The 20,714-nt window shown below is 42.1% G+C and carries 16 protein-coding genes and 1 pseudogene; 15 read left to right on the forward strand and 2 right to left on the reverse strand.

The genetic code is table 11. The annotated features are described in order from the left end of the window. The first annotated feature begins 61 nt into the window (after positions 1-61). From SNE_RS09475 to SNE_RS09530, 12 genes and pseudogenes are all read left to right on the forward strand, one after another. Entirely contained in the window at positions 62-1,606 is a 1,545-nt protein-coding gene (locus tag SNE_RS09475; RefSeq protein WP_013944197.1) for an Rne/Rng family ribonuclease, read from the forward strand. Further along, on the forward strand, positions 1,584-2,612 hold the full coding sequence (locus SNE_RS09480; protein WP_013944198.1) for a 1-acyl-sn-glycerol-3-phosphate acyltransferase: 1,029 nt from the start codon (positions 1,584-1,586) through the stop codon (positions 2,610-2,612). Before SNE_RS09475 ends, SNE_RS09480 begins: the two co-directional genes overlap by 23 nt. Before the next feature lie 26 nt (positions 2,613-2,638). Further along, positions 2,639-5,542: an insulinase family protein gene (locus SNE_RS09485; protein ID WP_013944199.1), complete on the forward strand. Its 2,904-nt coding sequence runs from the start codon at positions 2,639-2,641 to the stop codon at positions 5,540-5,542. Between the two features lie 70 nt (positions 5,543-5,612). Beyond that, positions 5,613-5,951 carry a hypothetical protein gene (locus SNE_RS09490; RefSeq protein WP_041419015.1) on the forward strand — a complete coding sequence of 113 codons (339 nt, stop codon included), beginning with the start codon at positions 5,613-5,615 and terminating at the stop codon, positions 5,949-5,951. 54 nt (positions 5,952-6,005) lie between these two features. Next, on the forward strand, positions 6,006-6,344 hold the full coding sequence (locus tag SNE_RS09495) for a TfoX/Sxy family protein (RefSeq protein ID WP_013944201.1): 339 nt from the start codon (positions 6,006-6,008) through the stop codon (positions 6,342-6,344). A 112-nt stretch (positions 6,345-6,456) separates the two neighbouring features. After that, entirely contained in the window at positions 6,457-11,790 is a 5,334-nt protein-coding gene (locus SNE_RS09500) for an RHS repeat-associated core domain-containing protein (protein WP_041419018.1), read from the forward strand. Between the two features lie 7 nt (positions 11,791-11,797). Then, the gene (locus SNE_RS13225; protein WP_013944203.1) at positions 11,798-11,983 is read left to right on the forward strand and encodes a hypothetical protein; all 186 of its coding nucleotides are present in this window, start codon (positions 11,798-11,800) and stop codon (positions 11,981-11,983) included. A 175-nt stretch (positions 11,984-12,158) separates the two neighbouring features. After that, positions 12,159-12,506 (forward strand): hypothetical protein, encoded by a 348-nt coding sequence (locus tag SNE_RS12910; protein WP_158307238.1) that lies wholly within the window; start codon positions 12,159-12,161, stop codon positions 12,504-12,506. Positions 12,507-12,509: 3 nt separating this feature from the next. Beyond that, the gene (locus SNE_RS09515; protein WP_013944205.1) at positions 12,510-12,773 is read left to right on the forward strand and encodes a hypothetical protein; all 264 of its coding nucleotides are present in this window, start codon (positions 12,510-12,512) and stop codon (positions 12,771-12,773) included. A gap of 47 nt (positions 12,774-12,820) precedes the next feature. Further along, positions 12,821-12,895: pseudogene (locus SNE_RS13540) on the forward strand (hypothetical protein); the annotation flags it as partial. Positions 12,896-13,237: 342 nt separating this feature from the next. Next, positions 13,238-13,720 (forward strand): hypothetical protein, encoded by a 483-nt coding sequence (locus tag SNE_RS13435; RefSeq protein ID WP_231919501.1) that lies wholly within the window; start codon positions 13,238-13,240, stop codon positions 13,718-13,720. A 59-nt stretch (positions 13,721-13,779) separates the two neighbouring features. Further along, complete coding sequence (locus tag SNE_RS09530; protein ID WP_013944208.1) at positions 13,780-14,829, forward strand: IS630 family transposase; 1,050 nt, start codon at positions 13,780-13,782, stop codon at positions 14,827-14,829. Here SNE_RS09530 and SNE_RS09535 read toward each other — a convergent pair. Both SNE_RS09535 and SNE_RS09540 read right to left on the reverse strand, forming a co-directional pair. Continuing rightward, positions 14,805-15,041 (reverse strand): hypothetical protein, encoded by a 237-nt coding sequence (locus SNE_RS09535; RefSeq protein WP_013944209.1) that lies wholly within the window; start codon positions 15,039-15,041, stop codon positions 14,805-14,807. The genes SNE_RS09530 and SNE_RS09535 overlap by 25 nt on opposite strands. Before the next feature lie 173 nt (positions 15,042-15,214). Further along, entirely contained in the window at positions 15,215-17,845 is a 2,631-nt protein-coding gene (locus SNE_RS09540) for an MGH1-like glycoside hydrolase domain-containing protein (protein WP_013944210.1), read from the reverse strand. Between the two features lie 64 nt (positions 17,846-17,909). On the opposite strand from SNE_RS09540, the gene SNE_RS09545 reads away from it, so the two are divergent. The 3 genes from SNE_RS09545 to SNE_RS09555 are packed head-to-tail and all read left to right on the forward strand — an operon-like array spanning position 17,910 to position 20,567. After that, a complete protein-coding gene (locus SNE_RS09545) occupies positions 17,910-19,289 on the forward strand; it encodes a dihydrolipoyl dehydrogenase family protein (protein WP_013944211.1) in 1,380 nt (459 codons plus the stop codon). Continuing rightward, the gene (locus SNE_RS09550; protein ID WP_013944212.1) at positions 19,286-19,996 is read left to right on the forward strand and encodes a TVP38/TMEM64 family protein; all 711 of its coding nucleotides are present in this window, start codon (positions 19,286-19,288) and stop codon (positions 19,994-19,996) included. Before SNE_RS09545 ends, SNE_RS09550 begins: the two co-directional genes overlap by 4 nt. Beyond that, entirely contained in the window at positions 19,986-20,567 is a 582-nt protein-coding gene (locus SNE_RS09555; protein ID WP_013944213.1) for a CDP-alcohol phosphatidyltransferase family protein, read from the forward strand. Before SNE_RS09550 ends, SNE_RS09555 begins: the two co-directional genes overlap by 11 nt. Positions 20,568-20,714 lie beyond the last annotated feature (147 nt).

Here is a 20,714-nt window from a genome sequence, read left to right on the forward strand (position 1 = left end):
AAAACAACCATTTTTATTATAAACTCATCTCTCAGGCGCTGTAACAGACTATGGTGAATCGATGAAAGAAATTTTGATCAATATCACTTCGAAAGAGAAGAGATGCGCGATCTTAAAATACGGAAAACTTCAAGACCTAATCTTCGAAAGAAAGGCCAGCCAGCAACTTTCTGGAAACATCTATCGGGGTCAGGTCATCAACATCCTCCACAACATCCAATCGGCATTCATTGACATCAATGAAGGGGAAAACGGCTTTATCCACATCAGTGATATTGTGGAAAACACGCAGAAATTCCAAGAGATGTTCGACATGGAGTTTGATTGGGATTACGACATCAGCACGATCAAACCTCGAGAAGTAAAAGATGCTGACATCTCAAAGTTCATGGAAATTGGCCACCCGGTTCTCGTTCAAGTTGTAAAGGAACCTATTGGAACCAAAGGGGCCCGTCTCACTTCAAACATTACCATTCCTGGACGCTACCTCGTCCTCCTTCCTAACACTCCTCACCGAGGCGTCTCACGCAAGGTTGCTGACCGGGGAGAAAGAGACCGCTTAAAGAAAATCATCCGCGCTTTTGAAATGCCTCAAAGAATGGGGCTCATTTGCCGAACAGCTAGTGTCAATGCTCCAACTGAAGCTCTGATTCAAGAAGCAAATGAACTTCTCGAAACATGGGAAAAAATCCAGAAAGACTTTCACAACTATTCGGAGCCAGCCTGCCTTTACCGAGAATCTGATCTTATTAAAAAGGCCATTCTCAAGGCCGTTGATAAAAAATTCAACCGAATCCTCATCGACGATTACAAAACGTTTCAGTATGCCCGAAAAATTTACAACCGCTTCCAAACCGAACACGTCATCAAGCTCGAGTATTACCGTGACAAAATTCCGATGTTTGACCGTTTCATGGTAGAAAATGAAATTAGCCGCTGTTTAAGACGTAAAATTTGGCTGCAAAGTGGTGGCTACCTCTTTTTCGATAAAACTGAAGCAATGTATACCATTGATGTCAACTCAGGTCGCAGTACCTCTTCAAATGAAAACATCGATGTTGAAGAAACCCTTGTACGGATCAATATGGAGGCTGCAGAAGAAATCGCACGCCAACTCCGGATTCGTAACATTGGAGGCCTCATTATCTGCGACTTTATCGATATGCGCTCTAGACGGAATCAACGGCGTGTCCTTGAAACACTCAAGGAAGCCATGAAACAAGACTCAGCAAAGTGTACCATTCTTGGAATGAGTGACTTTGGCTTAGTTGAGATGACGCGCCAAAGAACGCGAGAATCACTCATTCATACCCTCTTCACTCATTGTCCTTACTGTAGTGGAAAGGGAATGATCAAAAATCACGAGAGTGTCTCTATCGAAATTGAACGAGCGATCACACGTCTTATTAGACAACACAATGAAACAGAGCTAAAGCTCGTTGTTCACCCTGAGCTTGATAGCTTCCTTAGTGGAAATGATAAAAGGCTCTTTGAATCAATTGCACAAAGAGAGAGTGGACAGCTCGAATTTGAATCCAATGATGAACTCCACCTGAACACTTTTGAATTTTATTCACTTGCCGATGGAACAAAACTCGAACTCTAATTTCACGCTTCAATCTCTACGGGAAAAAATCAAGACACTCATTTCAAGTGGACATGTTCCTGAAAAGTATGAGAAGATTCTTAGGGGTTTTTTAGAGAGCTACCAATCTGTGATTGCTTCTCATAAAAAAAATCTGTCAGACTGCCTTCCCTCTTTTGAGCTTTTTCTCACTCTCATTGAAAAGCAGTTTCAAAAGCCTTATCTCTTTGAGCCTTATCACAAGTGCATTCGAACGCCTATTGACTACTACCAATTTGGACTCGACTTCCTCCGCCCTCTTGTTGATCTTTCCCATTCGACAGTCAGGGGACTCGATAACTTAAAAAAAATCGTGGCTCAGCTCGAGAAAAAAGAAAACGTGATCCTCTTTGCAAACCATCAAATTGAAGCCGATCCTCAAGCTATTAGTGTCCTTTTAGAAAACCATGAACCCAAGTTTGCTGAAAACTTGATCTTTGTGGCGGGAACACGTGTGACAACTGATCCCCTAGCGATTCCATTTAGCATGGGATGCAACCTCCTTTGCATTCACTCGAAAAAATACATCGATAGCCCACCTGAACAAAAACATGAAAAACAACTGCACAATAAACGGACTATGGAATTGATGTCGGAGCTACTGAGTGAAGGAGGACATGCCATTTATGTCGCACCAAGTGGTGGAAGAGACCGAGCGAATGCAAAAGGGGAAATCGAAATCGCCCCCTTTGATCCGCAAAGCATCGAAATGTTTTACCTCATGACCAAGCGAGCTAAACAAAAAACCCACTTTTACACACTAGCGCTTTCAACATACCATCTCCTCCCTCCCCCAGAAACAACTGCGACTGAAATTGGAGAAACCCGTATCACACATGGTGGAGCCATCCACTTAGCTTTTAGTCCTGAAGTTCATATGGAAAGCATTCTTGATTCTACAGAAGAAACAGATAAACACGAAAAACGGAAAATTCGTGCTGAATTTCTCTGGAGACAAGTAAAAGAGGATTATGATAAATTTCCGTGATCTACACATCAAGCTGAGGACGACAAATGAAATCAAAATTCTTTCTCTTTATCAGTCTTTTTGCAAGCTTTTCACTTCTAGCAGAAGCGCCAAGCTATGAAGAGATTATCGATCGCAACTCACTCGAAATTCGCACTCCAAGCTTAGCTTCTCGTAAAACTGCAAAAATCCGTCTCTACAACGGTCTCGAAGTTTTAATCATTTCTGATCCAGATGCTTCCCAATCGGCTGCAGCCCTCGCTATGGAAGTCGGCTCGTGGTCGGACCCTGATGAATATCCTGGAATGGCTCACTTCACTGAGCACCTCCTCTTTATGGCAAGTAAAACCTACCCAGAAGAAAATGGCTACTTTAAGCAAGTGACTAACAATGGTGGAATGCTCAACGCATTTACAACTTCTGACCGAACTGTGTATACATTCTGTGTAAATCATGACGCATTTCCTGCGACTCTCGACTATTTCTCTCATATGTTTATCGACCCTCTCTTTAGTCAATCTGGAGTAGGACGTGAGCTTCACGCTGTCGATCAAGAACACGATAAAAACATCGAAAATGATGGATTCCGTGAGTACATGGTCCTCAAGACAACCGGAAACCCCAAACATCCTAATGCTCGTTTTGCAACAGGAAATGCCGAAACACTTGGTGGAATTCCCCGTGAAGCTGTGATCAAGTGGTATAAAGAAAACTACAGCTCAGATAAGGCGCACCTCGTCCTCTACGCAGCCCTCCCTCTTGAAGAACTCAAAGAGCTTGCTGCAGCTCACTTTTCAGCAATGCCTCTGAACTCAACTCCCAAAGCGACTTTCTCAGAAAGACTGACAACACCCTCGCAACGAGGATCTATCACTTATATCACTCCCGTGAAAGAAGTACGTGAATTGGGGATTTACTGGGAACTTCCCGAAAGCTTTTTTGCAAACATTGAAGATAAATCTGACGCTCTTCTCTCGTATATTCTCAGCAGCCGTCACCCGGAAAGCCTCTATAGCAAACTCAAACAAGCCGAACTGATCGATACCCTTTATGCTGGATGCCATCCCTTTTCAAAAGAAAGTGGGTTTTATGCAGTAGACTTCGTCTTAACACCTAAGGGCGTAGGTCAAACAGACCAAATTTTAGAAGCACTGTTCCAAACAGTGAATACCATCAAAGAACATGGAATTCCCCCCTATATTTTTGATGAAGCAAAAAACATGGCAAAACTTGACTACGAGTACCAGGGACGCAACCACCCTTTTGCTTTTGTCACGGATGCTGCCTATCGTATGGCAGAAGAGCCCCTCGAAACTTTTCCACAAATGTCGATTCTTCCAACTGAGTATCATGCAAACGACTGCGCTAAACTCGTACGAATGCTCCAGCCAAAAACTGCTCTTTACAGCCTAAAAGCTCCTCCAGCAGAAACAGGAGTTTATGGAAATCAAGTCGAGAAGTGGTCAGGAGCAAAATATACTGTCCAACAATTAGATGAAAAAATGCTTGCATCATGGGAAGAAACTGCAACTCAAATAAGCACTGTTTATCCCAAGCAAAATCCTTATATTCCCTCCGACCTTACGCTCGTCACTCAAAAAAGAGAAAAAGAAGAAACTCCTATTCCTTCGCTTCTTGTCGATGATGAATTTGGAAAGGTGTACTTCTGGGAAGATGGCCATTACCTCGTCCCAGAAGTGTCGTGGATCTTTAGCTTTAAATCGCCTCGGATCGACCGGAGTGCGCATCAAATCGCCCTTATTAATTTGTTTGAAAAGTGTGTCAGTGATCACATGATTGCAACAAGCTACTATACGAGTGCAGCAAGCCTTTCTTCACATGTGGGAGATAATGACTATAAATTTGTGCTCTATATCAATGGATTTAGTGAGAAAGCTCCTGTTTTACTCGAGCAAGTCATCGAAGGGATCAAAACTTGCACCTGGACAAAAGAAGAGTTTGAACTCCAACGCTCTCTTCTCGTCACTGAGTATGAAAATTTTCGCAAAGCTTCTCCGCTCACCCAAGCTGTTGCACTTCTCGAAAACGTTCTTTTCGATATTTACCCTCGAAAAGAAAAAGAACTGGAGGCTCTCCGCTCACTTTCCTATGAAGACTTCTTAAATTTTAAGGCAAAGTTTTTGCAACAAGCCTACGCTGAAGTTCTCCTTGCAGGAAACATGACCCAAGAAGATGCTTACAAAACCTGGAATACCGTCCAAAACAAACTTCACTATCTCCCCTATCCCAAAAATGAACATCCCGAAAGAAGTTTTCTCGTGTTGCCCTCGCACCGCGGTCCTTATAAGCTTCAAGAAAAGGCAGATACTCTTGGACATGGAGCTGTTCTCGTCCTTCAAGAAGGCCCTTTTTCATTCGATAAGAACGCATCATCAGCGATCTTAGCCAAAGGGATTTCAGAAGACTTTTTCAACACCTTGCGCACCAAGCAACAGACAGCTTACATTGCGCAATCGACCAAGATGGAAGAAGATGGACAACTGTTCCAACTCTTCTACGTGCAATCTAGCACTCACCAGCCTGATGAACTCATCGCCCGCTTTGAACTCTTCCTCGAAGATTACGTCAAAGATTTTGAAAGTAAAATTTCTGAGGGACAATTCGACAATATTCGCACCAATATCATCACCCTTGCTAAAAAGCCACCAGACAACCTTGCAGGAATGGCAGGCCGTCTCTACATGCTTGCCTTCAAATATGACGGAGACTTCTATCACACCGACAAAAAAATCGATGCTTTGGCCGAGCTTGACTACGAAACGTTTAAACGAGATAGCATCTCATTCATATCACGCTCGAACTCCAAACGGATCGCGATCATGCTTGAAGGAAACTCTCCTGAAGGCAAAGGCTTCCGTTATCAAGACATCACTGCCGATGAACTCAAAACAAGTGGCGCTTACATCACATGGAAGGCTTGCAATGAGTAATACCTTCTCTTCATGTAAATTTTAAACAATGGATAATGCTTCCTGTCATCAACAAAGATGAGGTATAAAAATGATGAGAGTCATTACGGGTTACTGGGGACTAAATATAGTTAGACACTCAACATTTCCTTGTTTTCATAGAAGATCTTTCAGTAGCTTAGATACAGCTACGAAAACAGATCTAGCACGAGAAAATATGAAATGGAATGAAAGTTTAGCTGATAAAGCCCGATCTTTGATTTTTGGAGAAAAAAAATATACCCAGTTCACTCTAGAAGAGAAAAAAATCGTTGATTTTTACCAACAGAGAAAACTTGAAGAAGATGCAGTTATTTTACCTAATACACATGCTGCTCTAGAACAAGCGGAAATTGAGCAAATGCTTCTTAAGCGCTATAAATTGCAATAAAATTCGCTGATGAATGAAAATCTAGAAGGTCTGTTTTTTTTGTAGAGGATTACAATGAGTAAATGGAAAAAATCATCTGAAGCTTTAGTTGAAAAATTCCAGAATTGCATGGATGTCTTTGAAGAGCTTGAGCCCCGCAAAATGTTTGGCTACCCTTGTCGTTTTCTCAATGGCAACATGCTCACAGGACTCCATGAAGAAAACTGGGTCCTGCGCCTTGCTGAAGAAGATCGCGAAGAGATCCAAAAGCTAGGCGCTAAGCCATTCGAGCCGATGGGACGCAAGATGCGGGAGTACGTTCTACTTCCTGCTGAGATTCTTGGAGACGAGACTCAGCTCAAAGCCTGGATCAAGCGCTCGATTGCCTTTGTGGACGCCCTCCCTCCAAAATAAAAACATCTATTCATATCTGGGTGAAGAAGTCTCAATTATTTTTCTTTGACATTTACTTTTCTCTTTTTTAACCTGCCGTCCAATTTTTTACTTCAAACATATGGGGTGGCAAATGATCAAACGATCCCTCCTTTTTGCTCTCTTGTGGACTGCTAGTTTCATCTATTCAGACGAAACTCCCTATGACCAAATTGTATTCGGTAGTGAGCCTTCAGCGATCATTGACGGGTGCATTCATGCAATTACTGGAGATTACTTTATCGATGAAGATGATTGGGTCGTTAATGGGCACGAACCGATCCACATCCGTAGACGGTATCTCTCAAGTGAAGCAAGAACAGAAAAGTTTGGTGGTTGGGAGTTTTTCTTCCATCACCTTATCGCCAAAAGAGTCTGCACCAATATAGAAGATAAACCCTATACCACAAGTGATGGACTCGAACAAATTCCACATTATTATTTCAATCTCTATCTTCCAGAAAAATTTGGTTTCTCCTTAGTGTACGGAGCAGAAATACCCGAATACCAACTAATTAGAAGCAATACCTATAGTATCAAAGAACCCTACCCTAAAGGACTCACAAATTGTTTTTCTGGAGAAATAGGAGCTCGCCTGAACGCTTTTAACAATCACGTTTATTCTGATCAGAAGAACTACCACATCATCATCGTTGAAGCTGCAGATGGAACGAAAAGAGCTTATGAATCAACTGCTTACTATGCTGATTACTATGAAAATGACTATTACCTCATATGGGAAACACTGCCCAATACAAATAAAATCCACTACTATTGGAAAAAAATCCTAGATGAGAAGCGTTTAACAGCAATTGTCACTACCGATGCCTCAACTCATAAACACTATGCTCGTGTAAATATTGACTATCAAAGCTCAGATGGAGAAAACCTCAATGCCATCAAAATGACAACAAGTGATGGACATACAATCCTCTACCATCTCCGACATCAAAAACACGGAAAAAAGCGTTTTTGGTTAATTTCTCACATCGAGCACAGCGGTAAACCAAACGAATCATATGACTATTGGGGACCACGTAAAGTCGAAGAATGTCCCTTAGTAGACCGCATTTTCCAACAAGGCTGCAGAAAGCATATTCATTACTACGACATTGGCCAAGCAAATATCAAAAAGATAAAGGATAAGAAATTTAAACGGGTCAGGTCGATCATGCTTCCTCTTCACCCTGATGCGACACCTCAAGATCCAAAGCTCCTCACTGTACTTGACCTAAGCTATGAACCTGGAAGATATGAAAAACTAGAAGGAAAAACCACCGTTAAAGATAGATACGGAAATTTTACCCACTATCACTACAATAAAAACTTTCTACTCGAAAAAGTGAGTTATGGACTAAAAACTGGCGAAATTTTTCTTGAACAACATTTTGAATGGACCCCTTACGACAAGACTAAAGGACATTGGATCAAGTCACAAAAAACCTATGATAATCAAAATCAACTCTTCCGAACAATCACCTATCACTATGACTCAAAAGGAAACGTCGAGCGAGAAGAAATCATTGGAAATTTACAAGGCCTTTATCCCAATCCCAATCCATCTGAGTCTTACACAATCAGTCAAAGCTACAACAACCATAATCTCCTCACAGAAGAAAAATTCCCTAATGGGAAAAGGATGAAATACTCCTACGTTCCTGGAACTAACCTGCTCAAACAAAAACTCACTTTTGACCAAACAGATCTCAAAATCCGCCATTTCTATTTTTATGACGGCTCATTCTTAAAACGTGAAATCAGAGATGATGGCAGTTCTCTTGATCCTTATGATCTAACAGGAGTTACAACAAGACACATTTCTGATTACACCCCAAAAACCACTCCTCCTTTCATCGATAAGCCTACCATCATCGAAGAAAAATACTACGATTTTAACTCTCACCAAGAAAGGCTTCTCTCAAAACAAGTTATCATAAACTTTAATAAACACGGTCAACCTGAAAAAATCGCCTACTATGACGCCAGCGACACCGAGCACTACACTTCAGAACTTTCTTACGACCATCAAGGGCGTTTAGTTCATGAAAGTGATTCTATCGGAAGACTCAAAAACCTCGATTACGATTCCAATGACAATCTGACGTTGCACCAAAACCCCGAAGACAAACATCCAACCACATTTCGTTACGACCTAGTAGGCCGGCCCATAGAAAAAGAGAGAGAGACTCGTAAAACCACCTATCAGTACGACTATCTACACCACCTCATAGAGGAAACCGATTTCAGAGGAAATACCACCTATTTTGAACCAAATCGCTTTGGTCTCGTTCTCAAAACAACCCTTCCAGCAATCAAAAGCAATGAATCACAAGTTCAAACTCCAGAAATCTACCAAACATTTAACTCTCTTGGAAAAGTCTTTATCCACACAGATCCAGAAGGAAACCAAACTGAAACATATTATACCTCTCGAGGAGCTCCTTTCCGGATCATTCATCCCGACCAATCTGAAGAGCTCATGACCTATGACATCTCAGGCAATCTCAAAACCCACACATCTCCTGAAGGAATAAAAGCAGAATACACTCACGACTTTTTAGACCGTATCACAAGCAAAAAAATCTTTTCTAAAAGCGATCAACTCATATCCGAAGAGACCTGGGAATATAACGCCTTCAACCTCATCGAAAAAACAGACCCCGACGGAGTCACCACCCGCTACGAGTATGATGGTGCTGGTCGAAAAACCAAAGAAACCACCCTCTCTAAAATCACCGAGTACCAATATGATGAACTGGGAAGACTCTTTCAAACGATCCAACATATCGACGAAAACCAAAGGCAAATCACAGAAAAAACCTATGACTTAGTGGGACGACTCAAAAAGGAAAGAGAACTTGATCAAAATGGGAAAGAACATTCGATCACCACCTATACCTACGATGCTTTCGATCATCCGATCGCCCATACAAAAGAAGTTCAAGCAGGTGATGCAGTCACAATTACCAAGTATGACTCTTTTGACCGCATCGTCAGTGAAACCAACCCTTTCGGACACACAACAACTATCGACTACGACGACTCCTACCAAAACACCCTTGGACAAACTGTCCTTAAAAAAACCACAACTGACCCTAACGGCACTCAAACGATTGAAATCTTCGATGCTCACGACCACCTTTCAACTTTAGAAATAGTCAATCTTCAAGGGCAAATTCTGCTTAAAGAAGAGTTTTACTCTAATCTCAACGGACAAAAAGCCAAGCAAGTCAGCACCCTCTTTCCCTCAGAGCAAACCATCATCAAAACATGGGACTACGATTCACGTGGACGCCTCAAAACACTTCGAGAATCTCCAGATACTCCTCATGAAAAAACAACTCACTTTTCCTACACACCTGATGGACACCTTAAACAACTCACCAAACCCAGCAACCTCATAATCACCTACTCCCATGATGGCCTAGGACGGATCACTTCTATCAAAACCTCTGACGGTAGCTGCCACTATGAGCTATCTTACGACGATATGGGCTACATCAAACATGCTAAAAACTGCCTCACCAATCAATCTACCATCCGCACCTACGATCACTTTGGCAACCTCCTAACCGAAACCACCGAACATGGCCTGACCACCCAACGGACCTACGACACCCTTGGTAGAAAACTCGCTCTCACCTTACCCGACCACTCTTCAATCCACTACACCTACGACGCCTACCATCTCACCAAAGTCACCCGTCACTCTTCGACCGGACAACCCCTCTACTCTCACACCTATGATGCCTACGACAAAAGCCACAACCTCCTTGCAGAAACCTATCCCCACACTCTCGGCTCTGCCACCTACCAAATTGATCTCCTCTCCCGCCCCATCCAAAAACACAACTCCTTCCACATCGAAGATCTCCACTCTTTCGATCCGAACGGCAACCTCCTAGGTTACTCCCGAGAAAGCTCCCTTCCAAACGAAAAGCACCACTACACCTACGATGCCCTCAACCAAATCACAGAAGAAACAGGTTCCTTCAGCCACACCTACACATGTGATGCCCACTACGATCGCCTCCAAAAAGACGATAACACCTATGAAACCAACTCGCACCATGAGCTCCTTGGGACCGACACAACCGAAAATGCCTACACTTGGGATGGCCACTTAGCGACCTCTAGCCATACCACCTACACCTATGATGGACTAGACCGTCTCATCACCCTCCAGACCCCAGAAAAAACTCACCACTTTCACTATGATTTTTTCAACCGCCTCCTCTCCCAAACGATCAACAACTACCCCCCAGAAAACTACCTCTACGATAGCCAAAACGAACTTGGCAATTACCCTCAAGAGCTTCGCATCCTAGGGCAAGGTAAAGGCGCCGAAATCGGAGCCACCCTTGCCATCGAAACTCAAAACAAACTCTACATCCCTCTTCATGATCTCTTCGGCAACATCATCACCCTCATCGATCCCCATACTAACCAAACCATCGAATCTTACCGCTACAGCGCCTTCGGTGAAGAAAAACTCTTCAATTCCTACAACCGTCCCATCACCACAGCTCTTATCCCTTGGCGTTTTCAATCCAAACGCAAAATCGACACCCTCATCTTCTATGGCCGCCGCTTTTACAACCCCGAATACGGCCGCTGGCTTTCTCCCGACCCCAAAGGGTTCGATGAAGGACCCAACCTCTACCAATTTAACCGCAATAACCCCTTCGTCTACCTCGACCTATACGGTAAAGAAATCGCCGAGTTCTGGCGCCATTTGGCCGGTCCCGATCATTTCACCCTCGAACCTTTGGAACGCATCGAACAACAAAAGCTACAATGGACTGCTGGTCTAACAGCTTTTGGTACATATGTCGGAGACTTCCTCGATCAAGCTCGCTATGAAATGTATAGCTTTGGGAGCCCAACTCTTACTAACCTCCCAGAACAAACTCTTATCTCCACTTTTCTAGAAAACAAAGTCCATGAGGTCTTTCCATGGGACAGAAACGATCCTGTCTATCAAATGGCTGTGACAACAGCTCGCCTCGGCCTTGATATAAACACTCTATTCTTTGGAGGAATCATAGCAGAGTCTTTTGCATCAAAACGAGCCATGGACACGCGCGAGCTCTGTTTGCAAACCATTGACTTCCTTGAACGCCCTGTTTATCGTAGTGGAATAACTTTTTCTGAGAAATCCCTTTCCAATCTCAAAGAAAAACATATAGCTGAGATTATCGAAAGGATTGAAAAGTTTTTAGGAAAAGGATCGAAGGGTTTTCTCAATGAAGCTGGAGATGTTATTATTGAATCGAAAGACGGATTAAAGCAATTTAGGATAGATTTGTTACATACCCATCCACACCAAAACCCTCACAGTCATATCATTGAATATGAGAAAATTAAGAACAAAAAATATAAATCCTTTGACCACCGCATCTATCCGTCAGATGTAAAGCCAGGTTAGAACTCAAATGTCAAAAAAAGAAAAATTTAAAATGGTTGATGAATGTATTAACTACTATAAAGTCGGCCAAATTCAAGGTACTGAATTCGAAATAATAATTAAAGCTCCCACTAAATTCAGGAAGATTTGGTTAGTCAAATTGAATGAACTAACTACATGTTTGGAAGAAATCGAAGATTTAGAAGAGGAATAAAAAATATTAGCAAACATTCAATCCCGCTTTGGATCTAAAGTCTCATCCTTCTTATCCTGAACGCATGGCTGTGACAACAGCTCGCCTCGGCCTTGATATAAACACTCTATTCTTTGGAGGAATCATAGCAGAGTCTTTTGCATCAAAACGAGCCATGGACACGCGCGAGCTCTGTTTGCAAACCATTGACTTCCTTGAACGCCCTGTTTATCGTAGTGGAATAACTTTTTCTGAGAAATCCCTTAAATCTATACAGGAAGGAGTAAAACAGCAAGAAATCAAGGGCTTTGTAGATCATGCAGTTAATAGAGCAATATTCCGAGAAGTCAAGCCTAAAGAAATTCTTGACGCAATAAAAAACCCTCTTAAGGTTAATCCTATTAAAATTGATCACCTTGGGAGGCCTAGTCAACGTTTCATTGGGAAATCGGCAGAGGTTGTAATAAATCCAGAAACAAAAAAAATCCTGTCTGTTAATCCGACTTCTACAAAAAAGGCTGAGAAATTACTGAAAAAAAAATAAACAATGAAGAAAATAAGACTAAAAAATTTAGAATATGACTATCTATTGAAATCGATTTTTTTATCAAATAAGATAAAAGAAGAGATTAAAAAGTCAACCTATCACTTCAACACAGAAATTTACATTGAACTCAACGATGATTTAATAGATTCCATACGTGATGAATGCGGAGAACATCTTCAAATTGTAGGTTTTGATAAAGACTATAAAATTACAAAAGAAGGCGAGCTGCTTGAATCTCTCATAGATAAATTCTATCTCGGTTGATTTTTATCGCCCTCTATTTGATTAATGGGAATTAAATCGACACCCTCATCTTCTATGGCCGCCGCTTTTACGACCCCGAACACGGCCGCTGGCTCACTCCCGAACTCAAAGGATTCGATGAAGGACCCAACCTCTACCAATTTAACCGCAATAACCCCTTCGTCTATCTCGACCTCTACGGGGAAGAGATCTCTTTTTGCCTCCAAGATTTCCTCAATGCAGGCATATTCGGTATCTTGGGCAGCCAGGAAGAGTACGCCCAAGACTTTAAAACAGCTCTTCTTAACGGCGCTCTTGTTTCCTTCGCTGGAATCCTTGATCTCGCTCAAAACTTCAGCCCCTGCTGGGGTTTAAATCCTCATCCTTCCTATGCTGAACGCGCAGACCTCTGGTACCGCGAAACCTTCCCTGCTAACACTGAAACAATTTTCTATCAAGCTGGATACTGGACAGGAATAATTGGTATGGATATTTTAGATTGCCGCGCTGGAACATCTGCCGTAGAATTAGTGACAAACAGTTGGAAAAGTGCTTCTCGTTTCTCTGAAACTCGCAAAGCTCTAGAGCTCATTGAGAGATACGACCAACCGGTTTATCGCAGTGGGTTTAACTTTGAGAAAAGTAGCACCTACAATCGCGCTGCTTTTGAAGAGTATAAAGTTACATTACGTGCTGAAATGGAAAAACCTCATGTGGTTGATCCTAAGCTCAAAGATTATGCCGATCTTAATTACAAGCCAAATGCAAGTATTGGTAGTGGCAGCACTACAGTAGGTATTAGGCACGAACTAACAACAGGGGAAAAAGTGCATAACAAGCTGCATTCTCAAAAAGGAAGAGAAATGATTAAAGTACTCGAAAAATGGCTAATCCAAATGCACGACCGGGAGATAGAGCTGCTAGAATCTCTCATAGACAAATTCTATCTTGGATTATTCTTTAATTGACAGTTTATACTCAAGGTGACTCAAAAATTGGTTTGCTAGGAATTTAACTTTTGTTTAACATGTCGCCCATGACACTTGGCGACTTAGAAAGAGCACAGCTCACATTACAGCATAAAAAAGAACGAGACGGTCGAATACGTGATCGGATCAAAGCAGTCTTGCTTCATGACAAAGGATGGTCTCTTCGACAAATCGCAGAAGCTTTGCTAAGCTCTGACGAAGCTGTTCGCAATCACCTTCAAGACTATGACTCTTCTAGAAAATTACGTCCAGAGAATGGCGGATCAAAAGAGAAGCTCTCGAGGCAGCAATCGGAGAGACTCGAACTTCATCTTCAAAAACATACTTACCTCTACGTCAAGGATATTATAGCATATGTAGAAGCTGTTTTTGAGATTTCCTACACCGTCCGCGGATTGAGGGATTGGCTACAAAGACATGGATTCTCTTACAAAAAACCCGCTATTGTACCTGGAAAGGCCAACAAGGAACAGCAAGAGAAGTGGTTGGTTGAGTACAATAAACTTCGACAAGAACTTCCCACAAACGAAACGATCTGTTTTATCGATGGTGTTCATCCAACACATAACGTACAGCCTGCCTATGGATGGATTAAAATAGGGGTGAGGAAAGAAATCCCTGCAAACACAGGGCGTTCCAGACTCAATCTTTCAGGAAGCATTGATGTTATTACACATGAGATCGTGATCCAAGAAGATCAGACTTTAAATGCAGAGTCAACAATCCGGTTTTTCCAAAAGATCGAAGAAGCTTACCCAAATAAATGGAAAATCCATGTATTTTGTGACAATGCGCCGTACTATCGGAATAAGGCGGTGAAGAACTATCTAGAAACGTCCAAAATTCATCTGCACTTTTTGCCGGCCTATAGTCCCAATCTGAATCCGATAGAACGACTATGGAAATGGATGAAGGAGAGGGTTATTTATAACACTTATTATGAGTACCTTGAAGATTTTAAAGATGCAGTTTTCGGTTTTTTTACTGTGCTATCATCTGCAACCGTAGATTCAATTTTTGGCCAGATGTTGAGAAGCCGAGTTAGAGATAAATTCCGACCTATTCAAGCTCCTGTTGCCAACTTTTGAATTTCCTTGGGTATAAATTCGGTGCTATCTAGAATTTCATCGGTAATCTGACTTAATCCTTCTTTAACGTTTTCCTCTTGTTGTTTTTGCTGTTCTAGAGATTTAATACGATCAAAAGATACTTTAAACACTCTTGGTAAAATAACAAAGGGTAATAATAGCAACATAAAATAGACAACACGAGCTGGTTGGTTTTTCTTCCGTGTAGACATAAATCTTTTTCCTAAATTCACGCGGTTCAAAAAAACAAGGCGGGTTATCACATAGCCAGTAATTTGAAGTCTAGAAAAAAATAATAAACACAAGGACGACTATTGACTCTCTTCAGACTTTAAGTCAATCCACCCCTCTTGGGAAACTCAGATGAGGGATTACGAAAAAAGGCTCACTGATAGTCGCTGAGCTGTTTGATCAGCTTGGCGACAAAGCCAGTCCACCCCATTTGATGGTTCGCTCCCAGTCCTTGCCCTGTGTTTCCATGAAAGTATTCGTGAAACAGAATGTAATCTTGGAAATGGGGATCTGTTTTGAACTTTTCCCGATCGCCAAAAACGGGGCGCGATCCTGTTTCATCTTTTTCAAAAATGCTAATCAGGCGACGAGAAAGCTCGGCTGCCACTTCCCAAAGATTCATCATGTTGCCCGAACCTGTGGGACATTCGACTTTGAAGTCATCCCCATGGTAGTGATGAAACTTTTGCAGCGACTCGATGATCAGAACATTAATTGGAAACCAAATGGGACCTCGCCAATTGGAGTTCCCTCCAAAAAGTCGGCTTGTTGATTCAGCAGGCTCATAATCAACGCAGTAGCTTTCTCCATCGATTTTTAAAGTGAATGGATTTTTCTCATGGCATTTGGAAACAGCACGGATGCCGTATGGACTTAAAAACTCCTCTTCATTTAGCATCATTTTGAGGAGTTTTGTCAGTTTATCTTTGTCGAGGATTGCAAGAATGCGGCGCTCTTCATTTCCTGGAGTTTTCATACAAGCCACCTTGCTGCAAAGATCGTGACGGTGATTGATAAACCAATCCATTTTATTCTTAAAAATCGGTAGGGATTCAAGTGTTTTAGGGTCAATTGTCATGACAGCAAGGAGTGGCATAAGTCCGACAAGAGAATGGACTTTGATGGGCATTTCTTCCCCTGTTGGGAGTTTTAAGACATCGTAATAAAAACCGTCTTCTTCATTCCATAAGGGGTGTGAACGATCTGCTGAAAAATTGATGGCATCGGCAATCAAAAGGAAGTGATTGTAAAACTTATTGGCCATATCTTCATAAGTACGATCTTCTTTTGCAAGTTCAAGGGCAATGGTCAGCATATTGAGACAAAACATAGCCATCCAACTCGTTGCGTCAGACTGGTATAGAATTCCACCTTTAGGCAAGTGTTCACTACGGTTGAAAACACTGATATTATCCAGCCCTAAGAACCCTCCTTGGAAAATATTACGCCCTCCTGAATCTTTTCGGTTGACCCACCAGGTAAAGTTGAGCAAGAGCTTTTGAAAAACACGCTCTAAGAAAAACCGGTCGGTTTCTCCTGTTCGTTTTTGCTCGATTTTATAAACCCTCCAAGTTGCCCAAGCATGAACTGGTGGATTCACATCGTAAAAGTTCCATTCATATGCCGCAAGTTGTCCATTGGGATGCATGTACCACTCTTGTGCCAGAATGTAGAGCTGCCTTTTTGCAAAGTCAGGATCGACCATGGCAAGAGGAATGGCATGGAAAGCACTATCCCAAGAGAAAAACTGAGGAAATTCCCATGTATCGGGAACAGAAAAGATATCGTCGGAATAGAGGTGGAGCCACTCACTGTTTCTGGCAGAGCATGAATCATGAGGTGGGAGGGGCGGTCGAAAATTGGGATCTCCTTTGAGCCATTCGGGAACGATGAGGTTGTAATACATCTTGTTCCACAGCATCCCAGCTAACGCTTGACGTCCAATTTCGCTGAGACCTTCGGAACATTTGGGGTAAAGCTCACCATAAAACTCTTCTGCTTCACGAAACCGGGCTTTAAAAACTTTTGAAGCATCACTTAAGGGCTTTTTTTCTTCTCCTTCTGTTGTCAAGCGAAGATGAATCACTTTTTCGCCATGCGGAGGAATCAAAAACTTGTAATGGAAGGCTGCTTTTGTTCCTTTTTTTTCGCTGTTCACTGCTGTCGTATCCCGTTTAACGAGATAGTCATTAAATCCATCTTTCGCAAACCCTTTTCGCTCTTGGGCTCCCATAACGACTTGTTCGTTGGTTTCATTTTCTGTGAAAAGTAGTTCTTCAGCTTCATCTCCATAGAGATAATAGGTTCCCAAAGTAGGGTGAGAGGCTTTGATCTTCCCATCAACTTCTTCGATCACCGGTTTTTCAACCCCTTCTTTAAACCACGTATTTCGTGACCAAAGTGTGGGAAGAATGTGGAGGACTTGTTGCTCATTTCCCCTATTGCATACAGTCAATCGTACATAGATATCTGTCGGGGAATCTTTGGCATATTCAATAAAGATATCGAAGTAACGATTGTGATTAAATATGCCGGTATCGACAAGTTCGTATTCGGGTTCTTTTTGGGAACGCTCGGCATTGGCCTTGCGAATTTCTTCGTAGGGATAGGCTGAATGAGGATATTTATAGAGGTACTTCATGTAGGAATGTGTTGGAGTATTGTCGAGAAAGTAATAGTACTCTTTGACATCTTCCCCATGGTTTCCTTCAAGGTTAGTTAACCCAAAGATCCGCTCCTTTAAAAGGAGGTCTTTTTCGTTCCAAAACGAAAAAGCTAGACACAGGCGCTGATGAGTATCTGAAATACCAGCAATCCCATCTTCTCCCCATCGATATGCACGGGACATGGCCTCTTCATAAGGGAAGTAGGTCCATGCATTCCCATCTTTACTATAATCTTCGCGAACAGTGCCCCATTGCCTTTCTGGAAGATAAGGCCCCCAATGCTTCCAATATTTTTCCCTCTTTTTGTTTTCCTTTAACCGTTTTTTTTCAGCTAGCATTGAAGCCCTCATTGCAAACTATCTTCTAAAATTCATATATATAAAATAAAAAACAAATAATCAAATGTACGATATCATTGTTATCGGCGCCGGAGCTGGCGGACTTGTCATTGCCATAGGTGCGGCAAAAGCCGGAAAAAAAACTTTGCTCATTGAAAAAGGTGAATTCGGTGGGGATTGCACCAACTACGGGTGTATTCCAAGTAAGTCTTTGATTGCATCAGCACAAGTCGCCCACACAATCAAATCGGCTGAAAAGCACGGCATTCAAACAGGGCCCATTACAATCGATACAGGAAAAGTTCTCGATCGTGTTCGGGATATTGTCGAGACAATTCGATCGCATGAAGATCCAGAAGCTTTGCAAAAACACGGCGTTAAAACTCTCAAAGGAACAGCTTCTTTTAAAGATCGTCATACCCTTTTCGTCAATGAAACGCAGGTGCGTGGAAAACAGATTGTCATTGCTACCGGATCGACTCCTTTTGTCCCACTCATCGCAGGACTTGAAAAGACCCCCTTTTATACCAACGAAAATATTTTCCATTTAAAACAACTTCCCAAAAGTATGATCTTTCTTGGCGGCGGCCCAATTTCATGTGAATTGTCTCAAGCTCTTGCTCGGCTTGGAACAGAGGTCATCCTAATTGAAAATGAAAAAATTCTAGCGCGTGAAGACGGAGATGCTCGCCAGGTTCTAGAAGCTACTTTGCAAAAAGAAGGTGTTTCTCTTATCTTGGGAGATCGTCCTAAAAAAATCCTTCTTGATGACCGTTATACAGTGTGGGTCGGAGGCCGCGTCGTTCAAGCGGATGCTCTATTTATTGGAACCGGGAGACGTCCCAATTTAAGATCTCTCAATCTCGATAAGGCTGAAGTAAAGTGGACGCAAAATGGAATTGTCGTCAATAAGTACGGACGGACAAATCAACGTCACATTTGGGCTGTAGGTGATGCAACAGGACAACCCTTCTTCACCCATAATGCGGAAAACCAAGCCCGAACAGTGCTCAAAAACCTCCTTCTTCCCTTCAAGTTTAAAAAGTCGAATCAACCTCTTCCCAGAACAACCTATACTGATCCGGAAATTTCAAGTATTGGGTTGCTTGAAGAAGAAGCCCTGCAAAAATATGGAGCCAAAAAACTTGCCATTTACACGGTCTCTCTAGCTGAAGTCGACCGAAATCTGACGAGTGGGCACACAGAAGGATTTGTCAAAATCATCACAAAAAAATGGAGCAGCCAAATTATTGGAGCAACAATTGTAGGGCCAAGAGCTGGTGAAATGCTCATGGAAATCAGCATGGCAATGTTTACAAAAACCCCCTTAAGAAAACTAAGTAATCTCATTCATCCCTACCCTACGTATAATTTAGCCATTCGAAAGGCAGCAGATCTTTATCTCACGCAAACGCTATTAGGAGCTTTCAAACGAAAATCATGAGTTGGAAAAAATGGATTCCCATCTTAGTTATCATCATTTTGATGGTTGTCGCTTACTTTTCAGGTGTCACTGACTATCTCACGTTTGACAATTTAAAAGTTCACCGTGCAAAGTTGCTAAACCACATTCATGCCCATCCGATCCTCTCTCCCCTCCTCTATATCCTCTTCTACATCATTGTCGTTGCCTTATCTCTTCCCGGGGGCACCCTCTTAACTCTTTTCGGAGGCTTCCTTTTTGGGGTTCCCATTGGAACTATCTACGTTTTGATCGGAGCTACAATTGGAGCTACGTGCATTTTCATCGCCGCTAAAACCGCTTTTGGAGATGTCCTCAAAAGGAAAGCCGGACCTTTCTTAAGTAAAATGGAAAAAGGGTTTCAAAAAAATGTCATCAGCTACCTTCTCTTTTTGCGCTTTATTCCCCTCTTCCCTTTTTGGCTTGTGAATCTTGCTCCTGCCTTTTTCCAAGTCCGAATTTGGACTTATATTTGGACCACATTCATCGGGATCATTCCAGGAACGTATGTCTATTCTCAAGCGGGAAGTGGACTTGGAGCCATTTTTGATACAGGACAAACATTTTCACTCGATGCGGTTTTTAATTTGCAAATTAAGGTCGCCCTAGTTGTCTTAGGTGTCTTCGTTTTAATTCCTATATTTATTAAACCTTTAATCAAGAAGTACGGCAAAAATAATGATCGATAGCTATTTCCGTTCCCCTTATCAAAAAAGGATCATTCACCCCTTACTTAAATGGAATTTTCTGAGCCGTATTTCGCCTGCATTACTCACCCTCTTTGGCCTACTTTTCGGACTTCTCGTGCCTTTCTTTCTCGCATGGCACCTCTCATTCTTTGCGTTCATTGCTCTCATCACCTCGGGTTTTTTTGACACACTTGACGGGTCTCTTGCACGAAGCCAACAAGCCACTTCCAATCGAGGAGCTGTCTTTGACATCATTGCAGATCGCGCTGTGGAATGGGGAGTGATTTTAGGACTCTATTTCTATGACCCTTCCAGAAGTTTACTTTGCCTACTGATGATAGGAAGCATTCTCCTTTGTATCACTTCGTTTTTGGTAGTGGGAATGTTTCAAGAAAATAAGTCTGAAAAAAGCTTTCATTACAGTCCAGGATTGATGGAGCGGGCTGAAGCCTTTATCTTTTTTTCGCTAATGATTCTCCTCCCTCAATTCTTTACTGTCTTAGCAACCCTCTTCGTTGCATTGGTCCTCTTAACCGCAATCCTACGCACCTACCAATTTAAGTCTCAATAAATCGGACCTTTTTCTGTGATCTCTGAGAAAAAAACTTTGGTAGAGATAGACCATCTCACTCTTAATCAGATAAAAACTCTTGATTCATCCCTTTAACTTGGAAAAGTTGATTTTTAAGATTGCCTAAAGGAAAATATCTGTATTTCC

Origin of the sequence: Simkania negevensis Z (assembly GCF_000237205.1) — a bacterium.
Classification (GTDB): domain Bacteria; phylum Chlamydiota; class Chlamydiia; order Chlamydiales; family Simkaniaceae; genus Simkania; species Simkania negevensis.

Coding starts and splice junctions, on each gene's coding strand:
- SNE_RS09540 (WP_013944210.1), bottom strand. CDS start 17,845: ATGCTAGCTGAAAAAAAACGGTTAAAGGAAAACAAAAAGAGGGAAAAA.
- SNE_RS09515 (WP_013944205.1), top strand. CDS start 12,510: ATGAAGAAAATAAGACTAAAAAATTTAGAATATGACTATCTATTGAAA.
- SNE_RS09555 (WP_013944213.1), top strand. CDS start 19,986: ATGATCGATAGCTATTTCCGTTCCCCTTATCAAAAAAGGATCATTCAC.
- SNE_RS09475 (WP_013944197.1), top strand. CDS start 62: ATGAAAGAAATTTTGATCAATATCACTTCGAAAGAGAAGAGATGCGCG.
- SNE_RS09550 (WP_013944212.1), top strand. CDS start 19,286: ATGAGTTGGAAAAAATGGATTCCCATCTTAGTTATCATCATTTTGATG.
- SNE_RS09535 (WP_013944209.1), bottom strand. CDS start 15,041: ATGTCTACACGGAAGAAAAACCAACCAGCTCGTGTTGTCTATTTTATG.
- SNE_RS09495 (WP_013944201.1), top strand. CDS start 6,006: ATGAGTAAATGGAAAAAATCATCTGAAGCTTTAGTTGAAAAATTCCAG.
- SNE_RS09530 (WP_013944208.1), top strand. CDS start 13,780: ATGTCGCCCATGACACTTGGCGACTTAGAAAGAGCACAGCTCACATTA.
- SNE_RS09485 (WP_013944199.1), top strand. CDS start 2,639: ATGAAATCAAAATTCTTTCTCTTTATCAGTCTTTTTGCAAGCTTTTCA.
- SNE_RS09500 (WP_041419018.1), top strand. CDS start 6,457: ATGATCAAACGATCCCTCCTTTTTGCTCTCTTGTGGACTGCTAGTTTC.
- SNE_RS09545 (WP_013944211.1), top strand. CDS start 17,910: ATGTACGATATCATTGTTATCGGCGCCGGAGCTGGCGGACTTGTCATT.
- SNE_RS09490 (WP_041419015.1), top strand. CDS start 5,613: ATGATGAGAGTCATTACGGGTTACTGGGGACTAAATATAGTTAGACAC.
- SNE_RS13435 (WP_231919501.1), top strand. CDS start 13,238: ATGGATATTTTAGATTGCCGCGCTGGAACATCTGCCGTAGAATTAGTG.
- SNE_RS13225 (WP_013944203.1), top strand. CDS start 11,798: ATGTCAAAAAAAGAAAAATTTAAAATGGTTGATGAATGTATTAACTAC.
- SNE_RS09480 (WP_013944198.1), top strand. CDS start 1,584: ATGGAACAAAACTCGAACTCTAATTTCACGCTTCAATCTCTACGGGAA.